The organism is Serratia fonticola (genome assembly GCF_001006005.1).
In the GTDB taxonomy this organism is placed as follows: domain Bacteria; phylum Pseudomonadota; class Gammaproteobacteria; order Enterobacterales; family Enterobacteriaceae; genus Chania; species Chania fonticola.
Window position 1 is genome coordinate 1891122 of sequence record NZ_CP011254.1, and the last position, 19351, is coordinate 1910472.

Consider the following 19351-nt stretch of genomic DNA (forward strand, 5'->3'; position numbering starts at 1 on the left):
CTGGTATCAATATGCCCCTGGGGGCACTATTGGGCAAACCGACCACTGTGGGTAAAATCACATGCCACCAAAACAGATAAAAACCATTAATAATCAAACAATAGCGTCACTTGATACCCGTAGCAAACCCTACAAGTTTTCTATCGGTAGGGGGCTCTATCTGCTGGTAGTGCCTACAGGCTCAAAATACTGGCGTCTGAAGTACCGCATAGACGGGAAGGAGAAGAGCCTGGCATTCGGGACATACCCTGCTGTCACGATTAGCGAAGCCATCATGTTAAGGGAAGAAGCCAGAGCGAAGATCAAAGATGGTTATGATCCCGCGATTGATAAAACTCTGGAGAGGGAACAACGCCGCCAGGAACGTACCAAGCAAGCTTTCCAACTTTCGCTCACCGAACCCGGTGGGTTGATCATCAAAACAACTAAGCAAACCCTATCGCTTACGCCAGAGCAAACTCAGGCCGTCAAAGCATTCTTGCTTTCAGGAGGAAACAACGATGCCATTAACTGATGCAAAAGTTCGGGCATTAAAGCCAAGAGATAAGCCGTACCGCTTAGGTGACGCCGGGGGGCTATACGTTGAAGTGGCAACGAATGGATCGCGTTACTGGCGCATGAAATACCGGGTTGCCGGTAAAGAGAAGCGTCTTGCCTTTGGCGTTTATCCCGATGTTTCACTGGCAGATGCTCGTGAAAAGCGCGATGCAGCCAAAAAGATCCTGGCGGCAGGCGGTGACCCTAGTGAAACCAAAAAGGCCGAGAAACTCGCTCAGAAGCTGAATGCGGAGAACACCTTTGAAGCCATCGCCCGCGAGTGGCATCAGACTAAGGCCGACCGCTGGTCACTGCGCTACCGTGATGAAATCATTGATACCTTCGAGAAAGACATCTTCCCTTATATCGGCAAGCGGCCTATTGCCGATCTCAAGCCGATGGAGTTGCTGGAAGCGCTGCGCAAAATGGAGAAGCGCGGGGCGCTGGAGAAGATGCGTAAGGTTCGCCAACGCTGCGGAGAGGTTTTTCGTTTTGCCATTATCACTGGCAGAGCTAACTACAACCCTGCACCCGATCTCGCCAGCGCTTTGGCAACGCCGAAGAAAGAGCACTTCCCCTTCCTGACGGCTCAAGAACTGCCATATTTCCTCAAAGACCTATCTGGCTACACTGGCAGTGTCATCACTAAAACGGCAACCAAGATCATCATGCTGACGGGCGTAAGAACCCAGGAGTTGAGATTTGCGCGTTGGCAGGATATCGACTTCGATAAGGGCTTGTGGAACATACCGGTTGAAGTGATGAAAATGAAGCGGCCCCATGTCGTTCCATTATCAACGCAGGTTATCGAACTGTTCAGCTCTCTCAAGCCAATGACTGGTGGCTATCCCTTGGTGTTCATTGGCCGAAACGATCAGCGTAAGCCAATCAGCAAGGAAAGCATCAATCAGGTTATCGAGTTGTTGGGTTACAAGGGACGTCTGACTGGCCATGGTTTCCGTCACACCATGAGTACCATCCTGCATGAGCAAGGCTATAACTCGGCTTGGATTGAGACGCAGCTTGCCCATGTGGATAAGAACAGCATCCGTGGTACATACAACCATGCGAAGTATCTGGATGGGCGACGTGAGATGCTGCAGTGGTATGCCGACTATATGGATAACTTGGAGCGTGATGGGAATGTGGTGCATGGGGAGTTTGGGGGTCGTGCTTAGTTGATAGTGGTATTTTCTGAAGAAGGCCAACAGCGCTGGCAATGATGCTAGTGCTGTTAGTTTTCGCGGGACTTATTTTTTAAGACGGAGCATTAGGCATCATTCGTGATGTGCGTCAGAGCGCAAAAGTTGATTACCTACGTTGATATCCTGTTTTGCTCTCTTTGAGCTGTCATCGCTGGTGCTCGCGGCTGGACTGAGATCAGCGAGTATGTATGAGAGCATCATGAATGGTTTTTCAAGCAAAAGCTGTTCGAGAACAGTGTTTCTGTCGGTTTAAAACTACCGGTCAAAGAAGGGGGAGACCGGCGGAAGTAGAACAACGTTATTATATTAGTTACAGTAAGTTAACATCTGAAAAGGCCATGGAAGCAGTACGGGCTACTGGGACATAGAGTCTATGCACTGGCTCTTGGCTGTAAGCCTACAGGAAGATCAGCGAGCCGATGAAACAGATGTGTTGTATCATGAAACTTGCATTTTGGAGGGCATTTTATTTGTCGGATTTAGGTCTGTGGATGATTAATATCCATTCATATGCGTACTCTGTCAAACTTGAACATTTGATGCTTATTCATAGCACCTAAGGCACACACACCGGAACGTTGAAGGAGCTTACCATTCGAGATCCTGCAACAGGCTGTCGCTAACGGCAGCGAACTGGATGCTTTTGATCTGGTCACCCATGTCGCCTTTGACCAGAAGCCACTCACTCGGCGTGAACGAGCCAACAACGTGAAAAAGTGTGATGTGTTCGGCAAATATGGTGAGCAAGCCAAGGCGGTACTGGAAGCGTTACTCGAAAAATGTGCCGATCATGGTGTACAAGACATAGAGGATGCCAACGTACTGGAATTACCACCATTTGACCAATTTGGCAGCAAAACACAAATCCGGCGGGGTATTTTTGGTTGAGTAGAGCAATACACCCAAGCTGTGAAGGAGCTGGAACTGGCTCTCTACAACATATCCGAACAAAAACAGGCCTGATTAAACAACGAGCCCTCAACAAGCGAATAGAAAGATGAATCTCAGCAGTACCATCAAATCCATTCAAGACATCATGCGCAAAGATGACGGCGTCGACGGTGATGCACAGCGTCTCGGCCAACTCACATGGATGTTGTTCCTCAAGGTGTTTGACCAACGTGAGGAGGAATGGGCGGATGATAACCCGGCGTATACCTCTCCCTTGCCCGGAAAGTACCGCTGGCGTAACTGGGCAGCTTATATAGCGGGTGATGATGGTAAAAAGAAACCACAAATTGCTGGTAGTGAATTGATTAGCTTCGTCAACAACGAGTTATTCCCAACGCTCAAAGAGATTGATGCTAACAAGAGCTCCCAGCACAAAGTCATCCGTAGTGTCTTTGAAGATGCGAATAACTACATGAAATCCGGCCCGCAGATGCTGGCCGTGATCGAGAAGCTGGAAGACGCTATCAATTTCCACGATTTTACCATCCGCGCCAATATTGGCGATGTGTACGAGCAATTACTCAACGATTTGCGAGGCGCAGGTAATGCAGGGGAATTCTACACCCCGCGCGCCATCACAGCTTTTATGGTTGATAGAGTCAATCCTCGTCTAGATAAGCGTGAGACAGTAATGGATCCCGCCTGTGGAACAGGCGGTTTCTTGACTGCCGCCATAGAGCATTTCCGCAACCAACTCGCGGCAATGAAATCACCGCGTCCTGAAGACAAGGGAGCCATTGAAAAGCTGATCCACGGCATCGAAAAGAAGCAGTTGCCGCACCTGCTCTGCACCACCAACATGCTACTGCATGGAATTGACGTTCCCAGCCAGATCGAGCACAAAAATACCCTAGGCATCGGCTGGAACGAGTGGAAGGCCAGCGACAAGGTTGACTGCATTATCACCAACCCCCCATTCGGAGGGTATGAAGACGATGGCGTGGGCAGCGACTATCCGGCTGACCTGCGCACCCGCGAAACCGCTGACATGTTCATGGCGCTCATCATCAAGAAACTGTTGAAGGAAAAGGGGCGCGCCGCCGTGGTGTTACCCGATGGTTTTCTGTTTGGCGATGGCATCAAAGGCACGCTGAAAAAACTGCTGCTGCGCGACTGCAAATTGCACACCATCATCCGCTTACCCAAAGGCGTTTTTGCGCCGTACACCACCATCAAGACCAACCTGCTGTTCTTCACCAAGGGCAGCTCGATGGACGATGGCACCGAATACTTCCACACCGACACCATCTGGTTTTACGAACACCCCTACCCAACGGGCTACAAGAGCTACTCCAAAACTAAACCCATCCGGCTAGAAGAATTCGAACCCGAACGAGACTGGTGGGGCTCGGAGGAAAACGACTTTGCCGACCGCGTAGAAAACGAATTCGCTTGGAAGGTGGATTTCAAAACTAAGCGCGAACAGGCCGAAGCTGTTGCGCAACCGCACTGGCATGTCGCCGAAGCGCTCAACAACAAAGCCAGCGTATTGGATAACCGCATCCGTGATATGCGCGATTCCATTAAAGGTGTCAGTGATAAAACCCAGCGCCAAGCTGTTGATGATGAAATTGAAATTTTGCGCTATGAAAGTGAGGGCCTACGCTTAAAAGCACGTGATGCCCAAGCGGCGGGTGATCGCCATTATTGGCCGATTTTCAATCTTGACCTAAAAAACCCCAATGCTCCAGAAGAAGAAGGTCTTGATCCCGAAGAACTTTTGATCAAATACAAAAAGTTGCTGGGAGAGATTGAGGAAACCGAAAATCAGCTCAAAAGCGAGTTAGCCGCAGCCCTAGCTCACCACTTTTCTGGTGAGGATGCTTGATGGACGCGAAACAATTTTTGGCTGAATTTGGACATGTGGCTCATGCGCCGGAAGGGATTGCACGGCTGCGAGAATTGATTTATCAACTTGCAGTAACGGGTAGACTAACCAGCCAAGATGAAAAAGATAGCGATGCGGACGATGTTCTCAACAACGTTGCCCGCATCCGTCAGCAACTTATTGCCGGAAAAAAATATAAGCGCTCACCAAAATTGGAGTCATCAAATCTTGTTCCACCAGCCATTGATCTTCCCCTCAATTGGCGCTGGAGTCGATTACTAGATCTTGGTGAAATCAATCCACGCAACCAAGCCGAAGAAGCGGCCATGGCCACATTCGTTCCCATGTCTGGAGTTTCTGAAAAACATTCAAAAGAAATATCAGGTGAAATAAAACCTTGGTCAAAAATACACAAAGGGTATACCCATTTTTCCAACGGCGATGTTCTTTTGGCAAAAATCACTCCCTGTTTTGAAAACGGTAAAGCAGCTGTTGTTTCCGGCCTCGAACATGATATCGGTGCTGGCTCCACAGAATTCCATGTTTTTCGCTCAATTAGCCAGTTTATTTACCCTGGTTATGTGTACCTGTTCTTGCGCTCACCTTTGTTTCGGGTAAAGGGGGAAGCCAGTATGACTGGTACAGCAGGGCAAAAACGCTTACCCACAGATTACTTCGCGCTTTGCGCCATGCCATTACCACCTACGGCTGAACAATTCCGCATAGTCGACAAAGTCGATGAGCTGATGGCTTTGTGCGACAAGCTGGAGGCGCAGCAGCAAGCCCGCCGCAAACTACAAAACGCACTGCGCCAGTCCATCCTGCAAGCCGTCGCCAGCGGCACTAGCCCGCATGAACTGCAAACCACCTGGACGCGCTTGGCTAACAACTTCGGGCGGCTGTTTCATACGCCAGAGGATGTGGATGAGTTGCGAAAGGCAGTGCTTGATCTGGCCGTATCAGGCTATCTGAGCAATCCAAATCAACTTGATGAGCAGTCTTCCACCTTAAAAGCAAAGATTCTGACCGCTAAGGAGCGAGGAATTGCAGACGGCTCTTTCTCCCGAAAGAAACACGTCAAGCCAGAAAAACTCGAAGAAACGATGCTACCAGCCCACTGGGAATGCATTACATTAGATGAGGCCATTTCCACTATCGATGCGGGTTGGAGTCCAGCCTGTCTCCCCAATCCTCGTGATGATGAAAATAAGTGGGCTGTGTTGAAAACAACGGCTGTACAGGTTCTACGTTTCCTTCCACACGAGCATAAAGAATTACCTGCATCGCTTGACCCTCGTCCCCAGTATCAAATCGAGGTTGGGGATATTCTGATCACACGAGCTGGTCCCAGAAACCGTGTAGGTATTTGCTGTGTTGCTGATACGGCCCCTGCGAGGTTGATGATCTCGGATAAGTTGATTCGCTTTCATATCGTTGACGATCTCATCAATCCACGCTTTGTTGCAGTTTGCTTGTCGGCGGGTGAACCCGGCCGCACTGTAGAACGACTGAAATCTGGTATGGCGGAAAGCCAGATGAACATTTCCCAAGACAAGCTCCGCTCAATCACCATTCCGTTACCACCAATCGAAGAGCAACGGCGAATACTAGAAAAGATTGAACTAATAATGAAGATTATCGACAGCTATAGCGAGCGTCTGTTTAAAAAAAACAGATTGGCAGAACAGGCTGCAGCCGCGTCTGTTTCCAGCCTCACCGGCATTGCCATCGAACAAGAAGAGGAACCCATGAAAGCCCCTCAAACCGAGCTGATCGCCCCACTACGCTTGGGAACAGCACCCGACATCAAAGCCCAAGCGCCGTTGGCTACCATTCTGGCTCGTCACCATGGCGAGATGAGTGCCAAGGATTTATGGCAGCGCTTTGGCGGTGAGATTGATGCCTTCTACGCGCAATTGAAAACAGAAGTGGTGCACGGTTGGATTCTGGAACCGGCCCCTGCTGAAGTGCGTGAAAAACCAACCGACAAGGTGAGCGCCTGATATGCAATTGCTGCGCATCCTCATCCCAACTTTTCGCAATCTGCGCGATCTCGACATCGCTTTCGCAACGCACTTACAGCCAACGGCGAGTACAACAGATGCACCGCTCAAGCCCATCCGTAGCCACGCCCTGATTGGTCAAAACGGCACCGGCAAGTCCAACCTGATCGAGGCGCTGATCACCCTCTTTCGCGATGTGGATCTGGACCGCGAATCGGCGTTCGATTACACGCTGGAATATAGCATTCGTGGTCATGTTGTGCGCATTGAGGCCGATACCGCCAAGCAGAAGCGCCCCTATGTGTGGGTGGACGGTAAAGCCGAATCACAGGGCTATTTGCTGAAAAACCGTGAGCTGCTGCCTGCGCATATTTTTGCCTATTACTCGGGCCGCAACGAGCGTATCGAAACCTTGTTTCAAGAACACCAGCGCCGCTTCAACCAGCGCCAGGAAATCACTACAGATGAAGTGCTGTCTGAGCAACTGCTGGAAAAATTTACCGGCTCCGAGGCAGATATTCGCGCTGTCGAAGAAGCCAAACACCGCCGCGAGTCGCGGCTGAAACAAGCAGGTGACGACCGCCTGCGCCGCCTGTTTTACTGTCGTGGTGGCCATAGCCAACTGGTGCTGCTGGCCTGCCTACTGTCTGACGACCCAGTGTTTCAGAAGGTGCTGAAGAACCTGCACATTGAGTCGCTGGAGTCCGCACTGTTCGTGCTGAAAGAACCGCATCGCCTGCGAGAAAAGCGCCGCGGTGGCAAGTTTGACGAACAGGAACTGAACGAAGGCGACCCGCGCTTCTGGTATGCGCGTGGCAATGTGGTGAGCGAGTTCCTCGACAAGCTGTGGCAAGTGGCTTGGGCTCCGATTGAGCAAGAGGCGACCAAACAGATCGACTTCCGTGGTCGCACCGAAAAACAGAAGCAGCTGTACCTTTTCGTGCCAAGTCAGGAGAAGCTTAAACTACTTGGCGAACTGGTCGGCAGTACCGACAGTTTTTTCCGCTACGCCGAGGGGGCTTACATTGGTGACCTGATCGAAGAAGTGCGCATCACGGTGAAGAAGCGCGATGAACACGGCGGCAAGGTAAGCTTCACCCATCTGTCAGAAGGCGAGCTGCAAATGCTCACCGTGTTGGGCCTGATGCGCATCACCCGTGACGACCAATGCCTGTTCCTGCTTGATGAACCCGACACCCACCTGAACCCGATCTGGAAGCTGCGCTACTTCGACGATATTGAAGGTGTGCTGAGTTCCGATGATGCAGCGCTGGTACAAAGCGAGTCGCAGATAATCATCACTACCCATGACCCCATGATGGTGGGCAGTCTGAAGCGTGAACAGGTACACATACTACGTCGCGATGGTAATCGCACGCTGGTCGATACACCTGACGAGCATCCGCAAGGGATGGGCGTAACGGGGTTACTCAAGAGCGAATTATTTGGTTTGTCGTCCACACTGGATATCGAAACCGAGCGCCGCTTGTTTCGGCGCAATGAACTGTTTGCACTCGATGAAAGAATCCCTGAGCAAGATGATGAATTACGCCGTTTGAGTGCGGAGTTGGCAGACTTAGGTTTTTCAAATGCGGATTTCAAAGATCCGTTCTATGCCAAGTTTGTACGACGAATGGCCAAACACACTAGGTTCCACAAACCAATTCTTACGCCTGAGGAACAGATAGAGCAGGATATAATAGCCGACGCTATTATCGATGAAATCTTACGTGAGGAGGATAACCAGTGATCTTCATCGACTTAGAAAACAAGCTGCCAACTGATGCTGATTTACCTCCTGATATTCGTTGGAAAAAAGCTGATTGGGAAGCTTGGCTGATAGAATCCGAACGTCTGATAAGCGAACTTGCCAAACTCAATACTGCAGGCAAGCTCAAAGAACGTAATGAATTGATCGATAAGCACAGCGGGCACTGGGGAAAGCTGAAGCCGTGGCTTCTTGCTCTGTCAGGCGGAAAATGTTGGTTTACCGAAGCACGTGATATTGCATCACATTTAGATGTGGAACATTTTCGTCCGAAGAAAGCTGCTCGCAACGCCAAGGGACCAGAACGAGATGGGTATTGGTGGTTGGCCTTCGACTACATGAACTTTCGAATTGCTGGCACAGTACCTAATCGAAAGAAAGGCGCATGGTTCCCTCTTCGCCATGGCTCACCGTGTTCAACCTATGTGTCTCGTTGTGAAGGAGATGAAATTCCACACTTTCTTGACCCGACTAATGCCCACGACGTGACTCTGCTTGCTTTCGATGAGGAGGGGAAGGCCGTTCCTGCTCCTGGTATTCCACGCTGGGATTATGTACGAGTGTGGCGTACTGTAGATCGCTTAAAACTCTCTGAACACCAAGCTTTAGCTGAGGAGCGACGGAAGGTGTGGCAAAACACCACAAAGCTGATTAATAAATACCTTCAAGCACTCACGAAGGCACGAACCTCTGCGGCTGCCCGTGAGCAAGTGAAGACTGCGGCACGTGACATACTCTGTCTCACCAAGCCTGAGACTGAGCTTTCAGCAGTGGCGAAATGGTGTGTTCGCCTGCGCAACGATCCACAGCTTTCCAGATTGGTAGGGTGAGGCGAAGGCCAAACTCTAGTCTCCCTGAGTTTGGTAAAGGCACTGCTAACAAAATTTTTTGTACTGTATGCAGCTGAAAATGCTCGTAGACCTTATTTAACAGATTTTTCACATTAATTGTGAACTGCACCACATTTCCACAAGCATTCTTACCGTAGTGGTACAGTTCACCCGCTAACGCGCTACGCTTTTTTGCGTAATTTCTCGACCCACTCGTTCATCATTTCGGCTTCGTAGAGGGATGTTTCCGTCCAGTCACTCTGTGAGCGTAAATAATAGACATAGGCTTGTGTGTCGAATGCGTGTTGCCCTTCAGGCAACGCCAATGGGAAGAATTCATCCACACAGGTCATGCATATCAACCACCATTCTAACTGCTTAAGCATATCGCTATCGCCTTGTTGTACGAAAAGGCAGCCAGGATACTGATACTCGGTTTGCACATGGGTATTGGCATGGTAACAGCCATCACCTTTTGTCACCGTGGTTTGCCAGTGTTCGCCGATGCGTTTCGCCAGTATAGGCCCGATCCTCGGTTCCTCAGTGGGGAAGAAAAACGTGCTATGCAGGTAATAGCCTTTTTGTTGGCCATAATCCAGATACCAGTATGCCCCTGCGCAATGCTCAAATTCCAGTATGTTGCGCAATTCGCTCAAGAGTTGTTGGCGATCCTGCACCACTCGTTCCAGTGGAGTATCTGCATCAGCGTAGGCCAGCTCAACGCCAACAGCGACAAAAGAGGGGTAGCTGGTGTTGATCACCGATTGTGCCGCAAGCCCAATGCGCAGATTTCTGTCTTTTGCCCATAACCACTCGGCCACCCGCCGTTTATGTTCATCAGACCGCAGTGAATCGGATATTGTTGCCATGCTTTGGAGCAACTCAGAATCAACATCACTATCAACAGGGATACTTTGTTCTGCCTGTGCTGCCAGTTCAGCAAGACGCGATAGCGTTGGGGGGAAAATACGCAGCCCTTTCCAGGTATTCATCAAAAGCTGTAAACGTCTGTAGATCTTCAGTAACGCTTTTGCATCGGCACGAGCTATCAGATTCAAAAGAAAAATAGGTCCAGTCAGGCGATCATAATCTTCTGTCAGCCATCGAGTGTTAGTCGGTGCGTTTTCTGCATTCTTGCTCGTCGACAGTATCAAGTGGGCTACATGGCTATCTAATTTATTGGAAATCAGTGTGTTGTGATTATTCATATCAAATACCTTAAAAATGATAAATGTGAGTTATTACGCTGGTCGTACAGCGGTCGTGGTCATTGGTGTGGAGGCTGGCGGCGTCTGCCACGCTTGGCCCCAAGCTGTACAAAGCGTTCTCCGCGCCCGAATGTGCGTGCATTCCCCGGTAGAACCAGGCGGACGGCAGTGTCGACTTTGGTTATATAGGTAATCGCCTTCCGCAATGCGGCTCGTTTGGTCTGATCGAGGTAATGAACATCACCAATGCCAGAATGCGTATAGGTATGCTGGATGGCATTGCAGTTGAAATAGAGCCCCGTGCCACCCGTGATATTCTGCTTCCAGTACTCACCAATGCGGCGCGCCAGCAAGATGTCACTGCGGATTCGGCTGCCATCAAATAAAAAGCAGGCGTGGTAATGAAAGCCTTTGCGCAGGCCACGTTCCAGTTTCCACAGGTAACCGTCACAGTGTTTGAATAGCGGGTGAGATTGCACGCGTTTAAACAGGCGTTTGCGATGCAACCGCGTGAGGGTTGCTGTGATGGATTTCGCTACGGTTTTCTCATAAGAGAGATCCAGCCGCACCACGGATAAACGGCTACGGCGTTCGAATAAGCCATCGACATAGGCCAGTGCGCCACGCAGGTTCTTATTGGCTGCACGCTGGAAGTTACGCAACTGGCGTTGATGCTTGACTGAATTGGCGGTGGTACGAAACTCGTTCAGGAAATGTTCTAACAGCGCAATGTCTTGCCGAGTGCCTGCAAGCAGAGTGAGAGGCAATACAAAACCGCAGTGTTCCATTCCTTGGCGGAAAGCTTCGATGGTTGGATGCAACCGCTGGTATTCACCGACAGCAGCGATTAGGCTGGGCATTATTTGCAACAATTCTTGCAGGTAACGCCCTGCCAGCGTCAGTTTTCCCCGGAGATTGAAGATGGCTTGTTCAGAAACCATCAGCTTATGCAGCAAAAACAATACACGCAGTTGTATTTTCAGCAGATCCCAATCTGGTGTTACCAGTAACTTGGTATCACTGTAAGGGTGGTGCATGCTGGTTGATTCCAGCAGTGCCAAATCATCGTCATTCATTATGTTTCATTCCTTAGAGTGCCCTTTATTAGTGATGGTCAATAAAGGGAACCGTGATTTACGGGTGCAGAACGCCTACCGTTGTGGTGTTGCCACAACAGGGGAGAGACTGCAGTTAAATGGGTAACTCTTTAATGATTCACACTTGCCAGCCTGAACAGGCTCTCTAACGCGTAATGTCAGAGTGACAGCAACTCACTCATAATGGATTGACCAGTCAGTGTTATCTTTCAACTAAGTACATCTGGTTATGATTGATTAACTATTAATATCAATAATATAAGCTCCTGAACTCACCATTTTCCATATGGGGTCTATGGCATGACAGCGTGTTGGAACGATTGAGCGATTTCCCTGCCATGGACGGTATCCCCGGGTTAATACCGTTGTGGCAAGTTAGTGCACATCAGGTGAAAGAACTCACCGACAGTTCAGGCATCAGCCATTAATCTGTCTGGTCAGCAACGGAGGTGCGGTTGGCTTCCAGCTTGGCCACAAGCCCCTGATAATCGCTGTACGGCCAGCGGCTGGCGCGACCAAACTTGATCGGCTTTGGCAACAGCCCAGCCGCGACAAGTTTGTAGAAATAAGCCTTTGACAGGCCAGATTGTGCACACATGAACTTCATGTCGACCAGGCGACTGGCCTGGTCATTTTGGATGAGTTGGTTCTTCATGGTATTGCCCTCTTTGTTGTGGGGTAATTTACCCCTTGTGTGTGAAATAAGAGTAAGGGCAAAATGCTTCATTAAGGCGGTACAAAGTGATTAATATAAAATTACTATGTTATTTTTCATTGCGTTACGATTGTTTATTCTTGTATTTCTCGGGTTTGGCTTTTATTTGTGCTACCGCTGTTCTACCCAAAATCGGATTCTCTGCAATAGCCAGTCGCAAACTGTCCAATCCGTCGTAGAAGAAGATTTGCTCAAAATAACCCAGGTAAATTCTCTTGAAGTTTGAAGAATCGAAGGGGGTTTTACTGTCAGGGCGCTTTAGTGTGTTGTAGAGCCATACAAGCGGCAGATGGCAACCTTCCTTCAATTGCCAAAGTAGAAGGTCAACCAGTGGCAATATGTTTAACTCAAACAGTTTTATAATCCTCAGGACGGTCATCGGTTTGATTTTGCCAAGGTTACCATCACTGATATCGTAACGTTTGCGTGCGTCGCGCAATGCCTTCTTGAAAGACTGAATGAGTACATCATCGGTTACGTTTCGTGGGGTGACCGCAAAGTAAAGGGTAGGAGCATGTGGCCACAAGTGATCTGCCAAGGCATCACAAATATCTATGCGTTTTGGTTGCATAAACAACTTGTGATGTGAATAGCCGTCTCTTGCTTCAGTTAGTCGATGGTTGAACTCTGTGACGTCACTGACTATGAGTGGTCTTACTACCGAGCTGCCTTCTTTATCCATATTCGGCTGGCGACCTGACTCCCAGGCTTCTTGCTCCATTCTCCGTTTTTTCTTGTTATCGGCATCCCAAATATTTAAAGAAGGCGCAGCAAATTTCGCTGGCTCCTTGTTCAGGTAGTGACTCACCAGCACATGCCCAGTGACGATGTCCCTGTACATATGACTAAACACGTGGTCGGCAGGTGCATGGCGTAATGTATGGGTGTCTATCAGCCCCTTACGATCCGTTAATTCGGTTAATAACTCTCCCAGTGGCATATGCTGAACAAGATCATAGTGTCGAATGTTGAACCATTCGACATCTTTAGGGACTGCTTCTTTTTCAAATGAACCAGCATTCTGTAAACATTGAAGATAAAGGTACTTGGAAGGAACAGGATCTACTTTCAGTTCCGCTTGTTGCCTAGCCTTTGATGCCTGATCTTTTATGCTCATACTCCCCCCTTAGTCGTAATCAAACAGTGTGTTATTCATCCATGTTATTTAACATCAGGTTATCTGACATTTGGCAGCTATTTTTGCTACAGATAGCAGAAATAGCCGTAGCAGTCGGAGGGGATGTTTGAAAAAAGCCATTTTGTTGGGAAAAGTGTCTCAGCCAAGGCTGTCAATCTCTGGGGGGGACGCATCCCGCGGAGAGTCGGACGGCATAAAAAACACCCTGCAAGCATATCGCTCACAGGGTGGGGGGGACCATCTCATTAACGCGGTGCCCGGTCATGAGCACAGCGCGAAAGCTGAAGGCAGGTTAACCCTGTTGTGGTGAGTATATTGGCACCCAGGGCGCTACATAAGTGGTATTACCCTCGCGAAACACAGTTACCCGGTTGGTAACACACAAGTGGTTAAGTGCCATATCAAATAGCCCTGGCTGACGAAGCTTGTTTGGGCAGCGCTGGCGCAACCAGGTTTTCGACAATCGCTGACCATTATTATCCTGAAATTGCTCTTGCAATCGTAACCAGAGTTGATCTGCGTCCAGTATGAATTGCGGTATTACCGGTGGAGGTGTAAAGAGACGTAGCGCCTCATTCAGATACCAGTTGCATACAAGGTTGGCGCTTTCTACCGTTTGTACTGAGATAACATCACCGTCCTCACCGCTGAAGTCATGAAACAACGCGGCGAGACGCGCTATCTTGTTGCCTTCCTTGCTGGCAAAGTCACGGATCGGGAAGTATATGCCACCGGGTGCCATTCGGCGTTCGATAAGCTCACACAAATTGCCCCAGTAGCGCTGAGCTTCAGGGCTGAAGGTCAATGTCTTCCTGCTGTTATCACAGTTGTGCAACTTATCAACATAGCGCATCAATAACTGTTGTAAACGTAGGGTATAAGGCTCAATCCAGGGGTGATGATTTTCCATGGTATGCCCAACACGGAAACCGATGGTTGAAGAGGGTTGGGCGAGGAAAAAACGGGCCAAGAATCCACTTCCACGTGCCTGTTCCAGATGGTTCTTCAGATATTTTTGCCATGGGGCAGGTTGCACCATGATAGAGACGGAAAGGCGTGCATCGTAAATGGTGTAGCTTTCTGAATGGCGGCGTATTACTGATATGGGCTTTCCATCCCACGCATCATTCTGCATACCTAGATTTTGGATAGCCTGACCACTCAGAATGATATCACCTTCTGCCGAGTGAAGGAGTAATGAACCTCCACCACGATGGAGTTGATACTGCAGGGCTGCGGGCGTGATGTCACTGGCCAGCATCTGCAGTTTCATGGGGGGGGATGGCTCGTTTTGCAGATGAGCCATCAAGCGAACTTTAACTTCCTCTGTCGATTGAGATTTTTTCGTCAACTTCGACAACAGACTCTTCAGTGCCTTAGATTCCACTTTCCAGCTTTCACTTTCCCGAACATATTGCTGTTCTGCCACGCGATGCTTTTCGGCAGCCTGGCGTTCATAGTCGTATATTGATGCCATGAAATAGTTGTCGACGGTTGTTTTGCGCTCACCCGATTCTGCCACAGTCAAGAAATTGCAAGTTACAGGAGACACCCGACCGGCTTCTGGGCTGACATTGATAGCACTCTGGCAAACAAAGCCAACCGGTGCCAGCGCAGCCGCGGTGACCAGTGGGAGTGGTGCCTTGGTTTTATTGCTGACAGCCCAGATGGCATCGCGGATGATGGCTGGCAGTTGTTCATACGGAATGGGATCTGGCGTGGGAGGAGCGAAGTATGTGCTTGGTGGCAATATTGACTGATATGGCATGGTGCGTTCTCCTTGGTTTTGCCGCGTGCGGCAGGATGTTTTCAGCACTATTAGAAGATGCCCCAAGAAGTACCTCAATCTATCTTTCTTATTGAATTTCAGAGAAATACCCGTGATTACTGTGAGATACCTGAATGGATGAATGGTGACACCTGGAGAAAAAACCGGGATTTCCAGGGGATTGAATAAGGGTTGAAAAGGGTGATTTTGGGGTACTGATTACCATGATGTGGGTAGACTAAAGGGTGATTTTGGGGTACTGATTTCTATAAGGCGGGCAGATAAAAGGGTAATATTGGGGTACTCACGTTATCTTTTAAAGGCTATCGATGCGGCTCACTGAACAGGCAATCAATCAACTTCAGACCGAAATACGCTCATACAAGAAATTTGATGGGGGTGGTCTCTTCATCCATGTAATGAAGAGTGGCGCACGCTATTGGCGCTATAAATATACGTTGGGAGGTGAGGATAAATTACTCACCTTGGGGACTTATCCTGCAGTTTCATTGGCACAGGCCCGAGAGAGGCATGCTGAAGCCCACTCACAAGTGGTGAATGGTATCGACCCGAATCAATCCAGAAAAATTGCCAAACTGGCGAAAATGGTACGAAAGAAGATAACGTTTCAGCAAGCAGCATCAGTCCTTTATCAACAGCGCGTACAGGATGTACCTGGGAATAAGGAGCAATTTTCAACGTTGATGGCGAGACTGGAACGTGATGTTTTTCCTTATATCGGTGCGCGTCCAGTGCTGGAAATCACGCCAGTCGAGCTGATTACTGTCTTGTTGAGAAAAGAACAGATTTCTGGCTCTACCCCCGAAACGCAGATCATTCGAAACTTCTGTGCCGACGTCATTCGTGCCGTCATCATCAAGGGTGATGCTCATATGGAATTGATGCCTGTTTCTCCTCTGGCGAAACCGGAAAACAATAAGGTCAATATGCCTACTCTGGCGCAATTTGATCTTGTCGGCTTTTTTACTGCATTGTTGGGTTATCAAGGTTCGGAAGAGAAGTTGCTGGCGATCAGGCTATTGATAATGACCGGTGTGACGGTGGGTGAACTACGTGCCGCAGCCTGGACCGAGTTTGATTTCGATGAAGGCCTCTGGATAATGCCTGCAGAAAGGTCAAATACCGGGGAGGTACAATATATTCCCCTCTCCACACAAGCACGAGATCTCATTGAAGAACTTAAAAAACTCACTGGATTCGGTATGTTTCTATTTCCCTCCCGTACAGCACCGCAGCATCCGGCCAGTGAGGCCAGCCTTGAAAAGGTGCTGGTAGACATTGGATATGGCAACAAAATCTCTGTGCGCAGCTTTTCCCTCATGATGAGAAAAATACTGACAGAGCAAGGTGCCGCCCTAACTCAGATTGATACGCAGGTACTCTCAGATCGAGGTCAATTACTACAGGCTTATGCTGATGTTATCGAAGCTGCTGAACGTGGCAGTGCGTTAGTGCTTGGCAAGGATACTTTCTGCTTTTGAGGAGAGTGTATTTCCTGCTTTTTTACCCCACGGTATAAATACCCCACTCTGAATCAACATATTTTCATACCTATATCACTGAAGGGAATTACGCTACAGGATTAGCTGTGGCGTATGTTTTCCACTTGCATGATGAGACCGCATCTCTTCCGCCGTTGTCCCGATGGCTGGCGCTGATGGTACCCATCTGTTGACGCCTTTTTGCGTTAACACCAGAGAAATACTTTCCATACCACCATACTTCAGGCCGCCGATTTTCCGGTAGGCCTGTCTGCTTTTATGCCTTATTCAGGAGTAGTAATTATGACTCGTCTAGCCTCCCGCTTTGGTGCGGTGAATACCATTCGCCGTGACCGCCCATTAACCAATGATGAATTGGCCCGCCATGTACCAAGCATATTCTCGGAAGAGAAACACGCTTCCCGTAGCGATCGCTACACCTACATTCCCACCATTGCTTTATTGGATAACCTGCGTAAAGAAGGCTTCCAACCCTTCTTCGCCTGCCAGACCCGGGTGCGTGACCTGGATAAGCGTGAGCATACCAAACACATGCTGCGTCTACGCCGTGAGAATCAGATAGTTGGTAAGGAAGTGCCAGAGATTATCCTGCTCAACAGTCACGATGGTTCCAGCAGTTACCAGATGATCCCGGGCCTGTTTCGCTTTGTGTGTGCCAACGGCTTGGTATGCGGCAACAGCTTTGGCGAAGTGCGTGTGCCGCATAAAGGTGATGTCGTTGGTCAGGTTATCGAAGGCGCTTATGAAGTGCTGGGGATTTTCGACAAGGTGGAAGCCTCACGCGAAGCCATGTTGACCACTTCTCTGACGCTACCGGCACAACGGGCCTTTGTCAACGCAGCCTTGAGTTACCGCTACGGTGAAGACCACCAGCCAGTTACCGAAGAGCAAATCTTGATACCACGCCGTTGGGAAGACCGCCAAAGCGACCTGTGGAGTACCTACCAGCGTGTGCAGGAAAACATGCTCAAAGGTGGGCTAAATGGTCGCAACGCCCGTGGCAGACAGGCTAGAACCCGCTCAGTGAAAGGCATTGAAGGTGATATCAAGCTTAACCGTGCCTTGTGGGTGTTGGCTGAAAATATGCTTAAATTCAACAAGTAACGCATTCGCGTAATACCCCGTCATTTGTAAAAAGTTGATCGTTTTCAACGATCGGTTTCTCGTTATTGATCTACACAACCGATTATCTTTGCCGTTCATCCGTCGATAAGATCGGCCTGGGTGCCGTTCGGTTTTTCTTCATCTTGCAACCCATCAATCAGTTACGTTTTGGCACGCCGACATACAGGGAAATACAGCCCGCTATCGTAGGAATAACGGGCTTTCAATAAGGGGGAAAGGCGTAGATGGAACAGGATAAGGCACTCACGGCAGGCAAAGTTCAGAAGGTATTGGATTGGGCTTACGACAAGGCAGTAAACGGTGTCACGGGGCTGGACTCGGCGCAAGACATTGCCGAGTCCTATATGAAGAAGGGTGGAAACCAGGTGGATTGTGTTAACGCACTTATCCGCTGGCAAAACACCAAAGCAGGTACCAGTGGTTTTGTTACCGGGCTTGGCGGAGCTATCACGCTGCCGGTAGCAATTCCGGCCAATATCACCAGTGTGATGTACATCCAGATCAGGATGATTGCGGCAATTGCCCATATCGGTGGCTATGACCTGAAAGACGACAATGTGCGCGCTTTTGTGTATCTCTGCCTGTGTGGTAATGCAGCGAAAGACATCCTCAAGGAAGCTGGTGTCAAAATCGGTATGCAGCTTACCCGAAGCGCAATCAAGAGCGTATCGGGTGAAGTCATCAAGACCATCAACCGGGCCGTTGGCTTCCGACTGCTGACCAAGTTTGGACAGAAAGGCGGTATCAATCTGGTGAAATTGGTGCCGTTGGCAGGGGGTATTGTCGGCGGAACTTTCGATAGTATTTCCACCAACATCATCGGCAATATTGCCCGAGAGACCTTTATCGGGCGTGACATAAATTCAATGGCTGATGAGGTGATAGCACCGTAACCACCATTCGATAATCCGGTGATTTTAGTCACCACATTTTATTTACCACATGCACTAACAACTCATTCCCGTCTCGGCGGGAAGGAGGCTGTTCATCTTGATTATGGAGAAAAGAAATGAATGTAAGAAAAATAGCGGTAGTAATCATGGCTTCTGCAGCGCTATCCGGTTGCGGTGATGCTTTTTCCTGTGATAACCCTGAGTCAATTCGCGCTATCAATGAGATAGTGATCAGCAATGCGTTGAACAAGATGAACCTCAGTACCTACAAGAAATTCGGTAGCGTGGGACTGACGCCGGACTCGCTAGCTTTGAGACTGGATAACATTCATGCCACGGACAGTAACCCATCAGTCAATTCACTAACCTGTAAGGCGCAACTCACCGTGGTGTATTCGGACAAAGAAAAGCCAGAATGAAACGTATTATGGGTGTAATCGAAGATAGGGCGAAAGGTATGTCAAATTACGATTCGAGCCGCCTATTCATAGATAATGTAAATACCTCCGCCAGACGTATGGCGAACACCCGTACTGTAACTGGAACGGTGGAGTACATCGTATATAACACCAAAAATAAAGTGATTACTGAAGTGAGTAATACGCCAAATGTCAATAAAGTCATTGACGATATTAGCTACAAACTATTGTATCCGACAGCTCAATTATTTGAAGTGGATAACAATACACTGCCGATGGATCGCTTTTACTCCAAAGAGACTCTGTATATATTCAGTCAGTGAGTCTCTCCACTCTTTTTCTT

The 19351-nt window shown here is 49.0% G+C and carries 17 protein-coding genes; 12 read left to right on the plus strand and 5 right to left on the minus strand.

Annotated elements, in window-relative coordinates; translation table 11 throughout:
• Positions 1–61: 61 nt before the first annotated feature.
• The 7 genes from WN53_RS08345 to WN53_RS08375 all read left to right on the plus strand — a co-directional run bounded on the left by WN53_RS08345 (position 62) and on the right by WN53_RS08375 (position 9122).
• Positions 62–514 carry an Arm DNA-binding domain-containing protein gene (locus WN53_RS08345; RefSeq protein WP_051346228.1) on the plus strand — a complete coding sequence of 151 codons (453 nt, stop codon included), beginning with the start codon at positions 62–64 and terminating at the stop codon, positions 512–514.
• Entirely contained in the window at positions 501–1715 is a 1215-nt protein-coding gene (locus tag WN53_RS08350; RefSeq protein ID WP_024483244.1) for a tyrosine-type recombinase/integrase, read from the plus strand. Before WN53_RS08345 ends, WN53_RS08350 begins: the two co-directional genes overlap by 14 nt.
• 675 nt (positions 1716–2390) lie before the next feature.
• Positions 2391–2630, plus strand: coding sequence for a type I restriction-modification enzyme R subunit C-terminal domain-containing protein (locus WN53_RS27140; protein ID WP_235166931.1), 240 nt, complete (start codon positions 2391–2393; stop codon positions 2628–2630).
• 109 nt (positions 2631–2739) lie between these two features.
• Complete coding sequence (locus tag WN53_RS08360; RefSeq protein ID WP_024483242.1) at positions 2740–4521, plus strand: class I SAM-dependent DNA methyltransferase; 1782 nt, start codon at positions 2740–2742, stop codon at positions 4519–4521.
• Positions 4521–6524, plus strand: a complete 2004-nt coding sequence (locus WN53_RS08365) for a restriction endonuclease subunit S (protein WP_024483241.1) — start codon at positions 4521–4523, stop codon at positions 6522–6524. Before WN53_RS08360 ends, WN53_RS08365 begins: the two co-directional genes overlap by 1 nt.
• Before the next feature lies 1 nt (position 6525).
• The gene (locus WN53_RS08370; protein WP_024483240.1) at positions 6526–8274 is read left to right on the plus strand and encodes an AAA family ATPase; all 1749 of its coding nucleotides are present in this window, start codon (positions 6526–6528) and stop codon (positions 8272–8274) included.
• The gene (locus WN53_RS08375; protein ID WP_024483239.1) at positions 8271–9122 is read left to right on the plus strand and encodes a hypothetical protein; all 852 of its coding nucleotides are present in this window, start codon (positions 8271–8273) and stop codon (positions 9120–9122) included. Before WN53_RS08370 ends, WN53_RS08375 begins: the two co-directional genes overlap by 4 nt.
• Before the next feature lie 182 nt (positions 9123–9304).
• Here the strand turns inward: WN53_RS08375 and WN53_RS08380 are convergent, their stop codons facing one another.
• The 5 genes from WN53_RS08380 to WN53_RS08400 form a co-directional block, all read right to left on the minus strand.
• Complete coding sequence (locus WN53_RS08380; protein ID WP_024483238.1) at positions 9305–10330, minus strand: hypothetical protein; 1026 nt, start codon at positions 10328–10330, stop codon at positions 9305–9307.
• A gap of 59 nt (positions 10331–10389) precedes the next feature.
• On the minus strand, positions 10390–11406 hold the full coding sequence (locus WN53_RS26780; RefSeq protein ID WP_024483237.1) for a YagK/YfjJ domain-containing protein: 1017 nt from the start codon (positions 11404–11406) through the stop codon (positions 10390–10392).
• 445 nt (positions 11407–11851) lie between these two features.
• The gene (locus WN53_RS08390) at positions 11852–12082 is read right to left on the minus strand and encodes a helix-turn-helix transcriptional regulator (protein ID WP_024483236.1); all 231 of its coding nucleotides are present in this window, start codon (positions 12080–12082) and stop codon (positions 11852–11854) included.
• 124 nt (positions 12083–12206) lie between these two features.
• Complete coding sequence (locus WN53_RS08395; protein WP_024483235.1) at positions 12207–13259, minus strand: DUF6387 family protein; 1053 nt, start codon at positions 13257–13259, stop codon at positions 12207–12209.
• Positions 13260–13572: 313 nt separating this feature from the next.
• Positions 13573–15048 carry a YfjI family protein gene (locus WN53_RS08400; RefSeq protein ID WP_024483234.1) on the minus strand — a complete coding sequence of 492 codons (1476 nt, stop codon included), beginning with the start codon at positions 15046–15048 and terminating at the stop codon, positions 13573–13575.
• Between the two features lie 329 nt (positions 15049–15377).
• Between WN53_RS08400 and WN53_RS08405 the strand changes: the two genes are divergently transcribed.
• The 5 genes from WN53_RS08405 to WN53_RS08425 all read left to right on the plus strand — a co-directional run bounded on the left by WN53_RS08405 (position 15378) and on the right by WN53_RS08425 (position 19331).
• Positions 15378–16550: a tyrosine-type recombinase/integrase gene (locus WN53_RS08405; protein ID WP_024483233.1), complete on the plus strand. Its 1173-nt coding sequence runs from the start codon at positions 15378–15380 to the stop codon at positions 16548–16550.
• 303 nt (positions 16551–16853) lie between these two features.
• Positions 16854–17675 (plus strand): DUF932 domain-containing protein, encoded by an 822-nt coding sequence (locus WN53_RS08410; protein ID WP_024483232.1) that lies wholly within the window; start codon positions 16854–16856, stop codon positions 17673–17675.
• 245 nt (positions 17676–17920) lie between these two features.
• Entirely contained in the window at positions 17921–18589 is a 669-nt protein-coding gene (locus WN53_RS08415; RefSeq protein ID WP_024483231.1) for an EcsC family protein, read from the plus strand.
• A 116-nt stretch (positions 18590–18705) separates the two neighbouring features.
• Complete coding sequence (locus tag WN53_RS08420; RefSeq protein ID WP_024483230.1) at positions 18706–19008, plus strand: hypothetical protein; 303 nt, start codon at positions 18706–18708, stop codon at positions 19006–19008.
• Positions 19005–19331: a hypothetical protein gene (locus WN53_RS08425; RefSeq protein ID WP_024483229.1), complete on the plus strand. Its 327-nt coding sequence runs from the start codon at positions 19005–19007 to the stop codon at positions 19329–19331. The genes WN53_RS08420 and WN53_RS08425 overlap by 4 nt, the downstream gene beginning before the upstream one ends.
• Positions 19332–19351 lie beyond the last annotated feature (20 nt).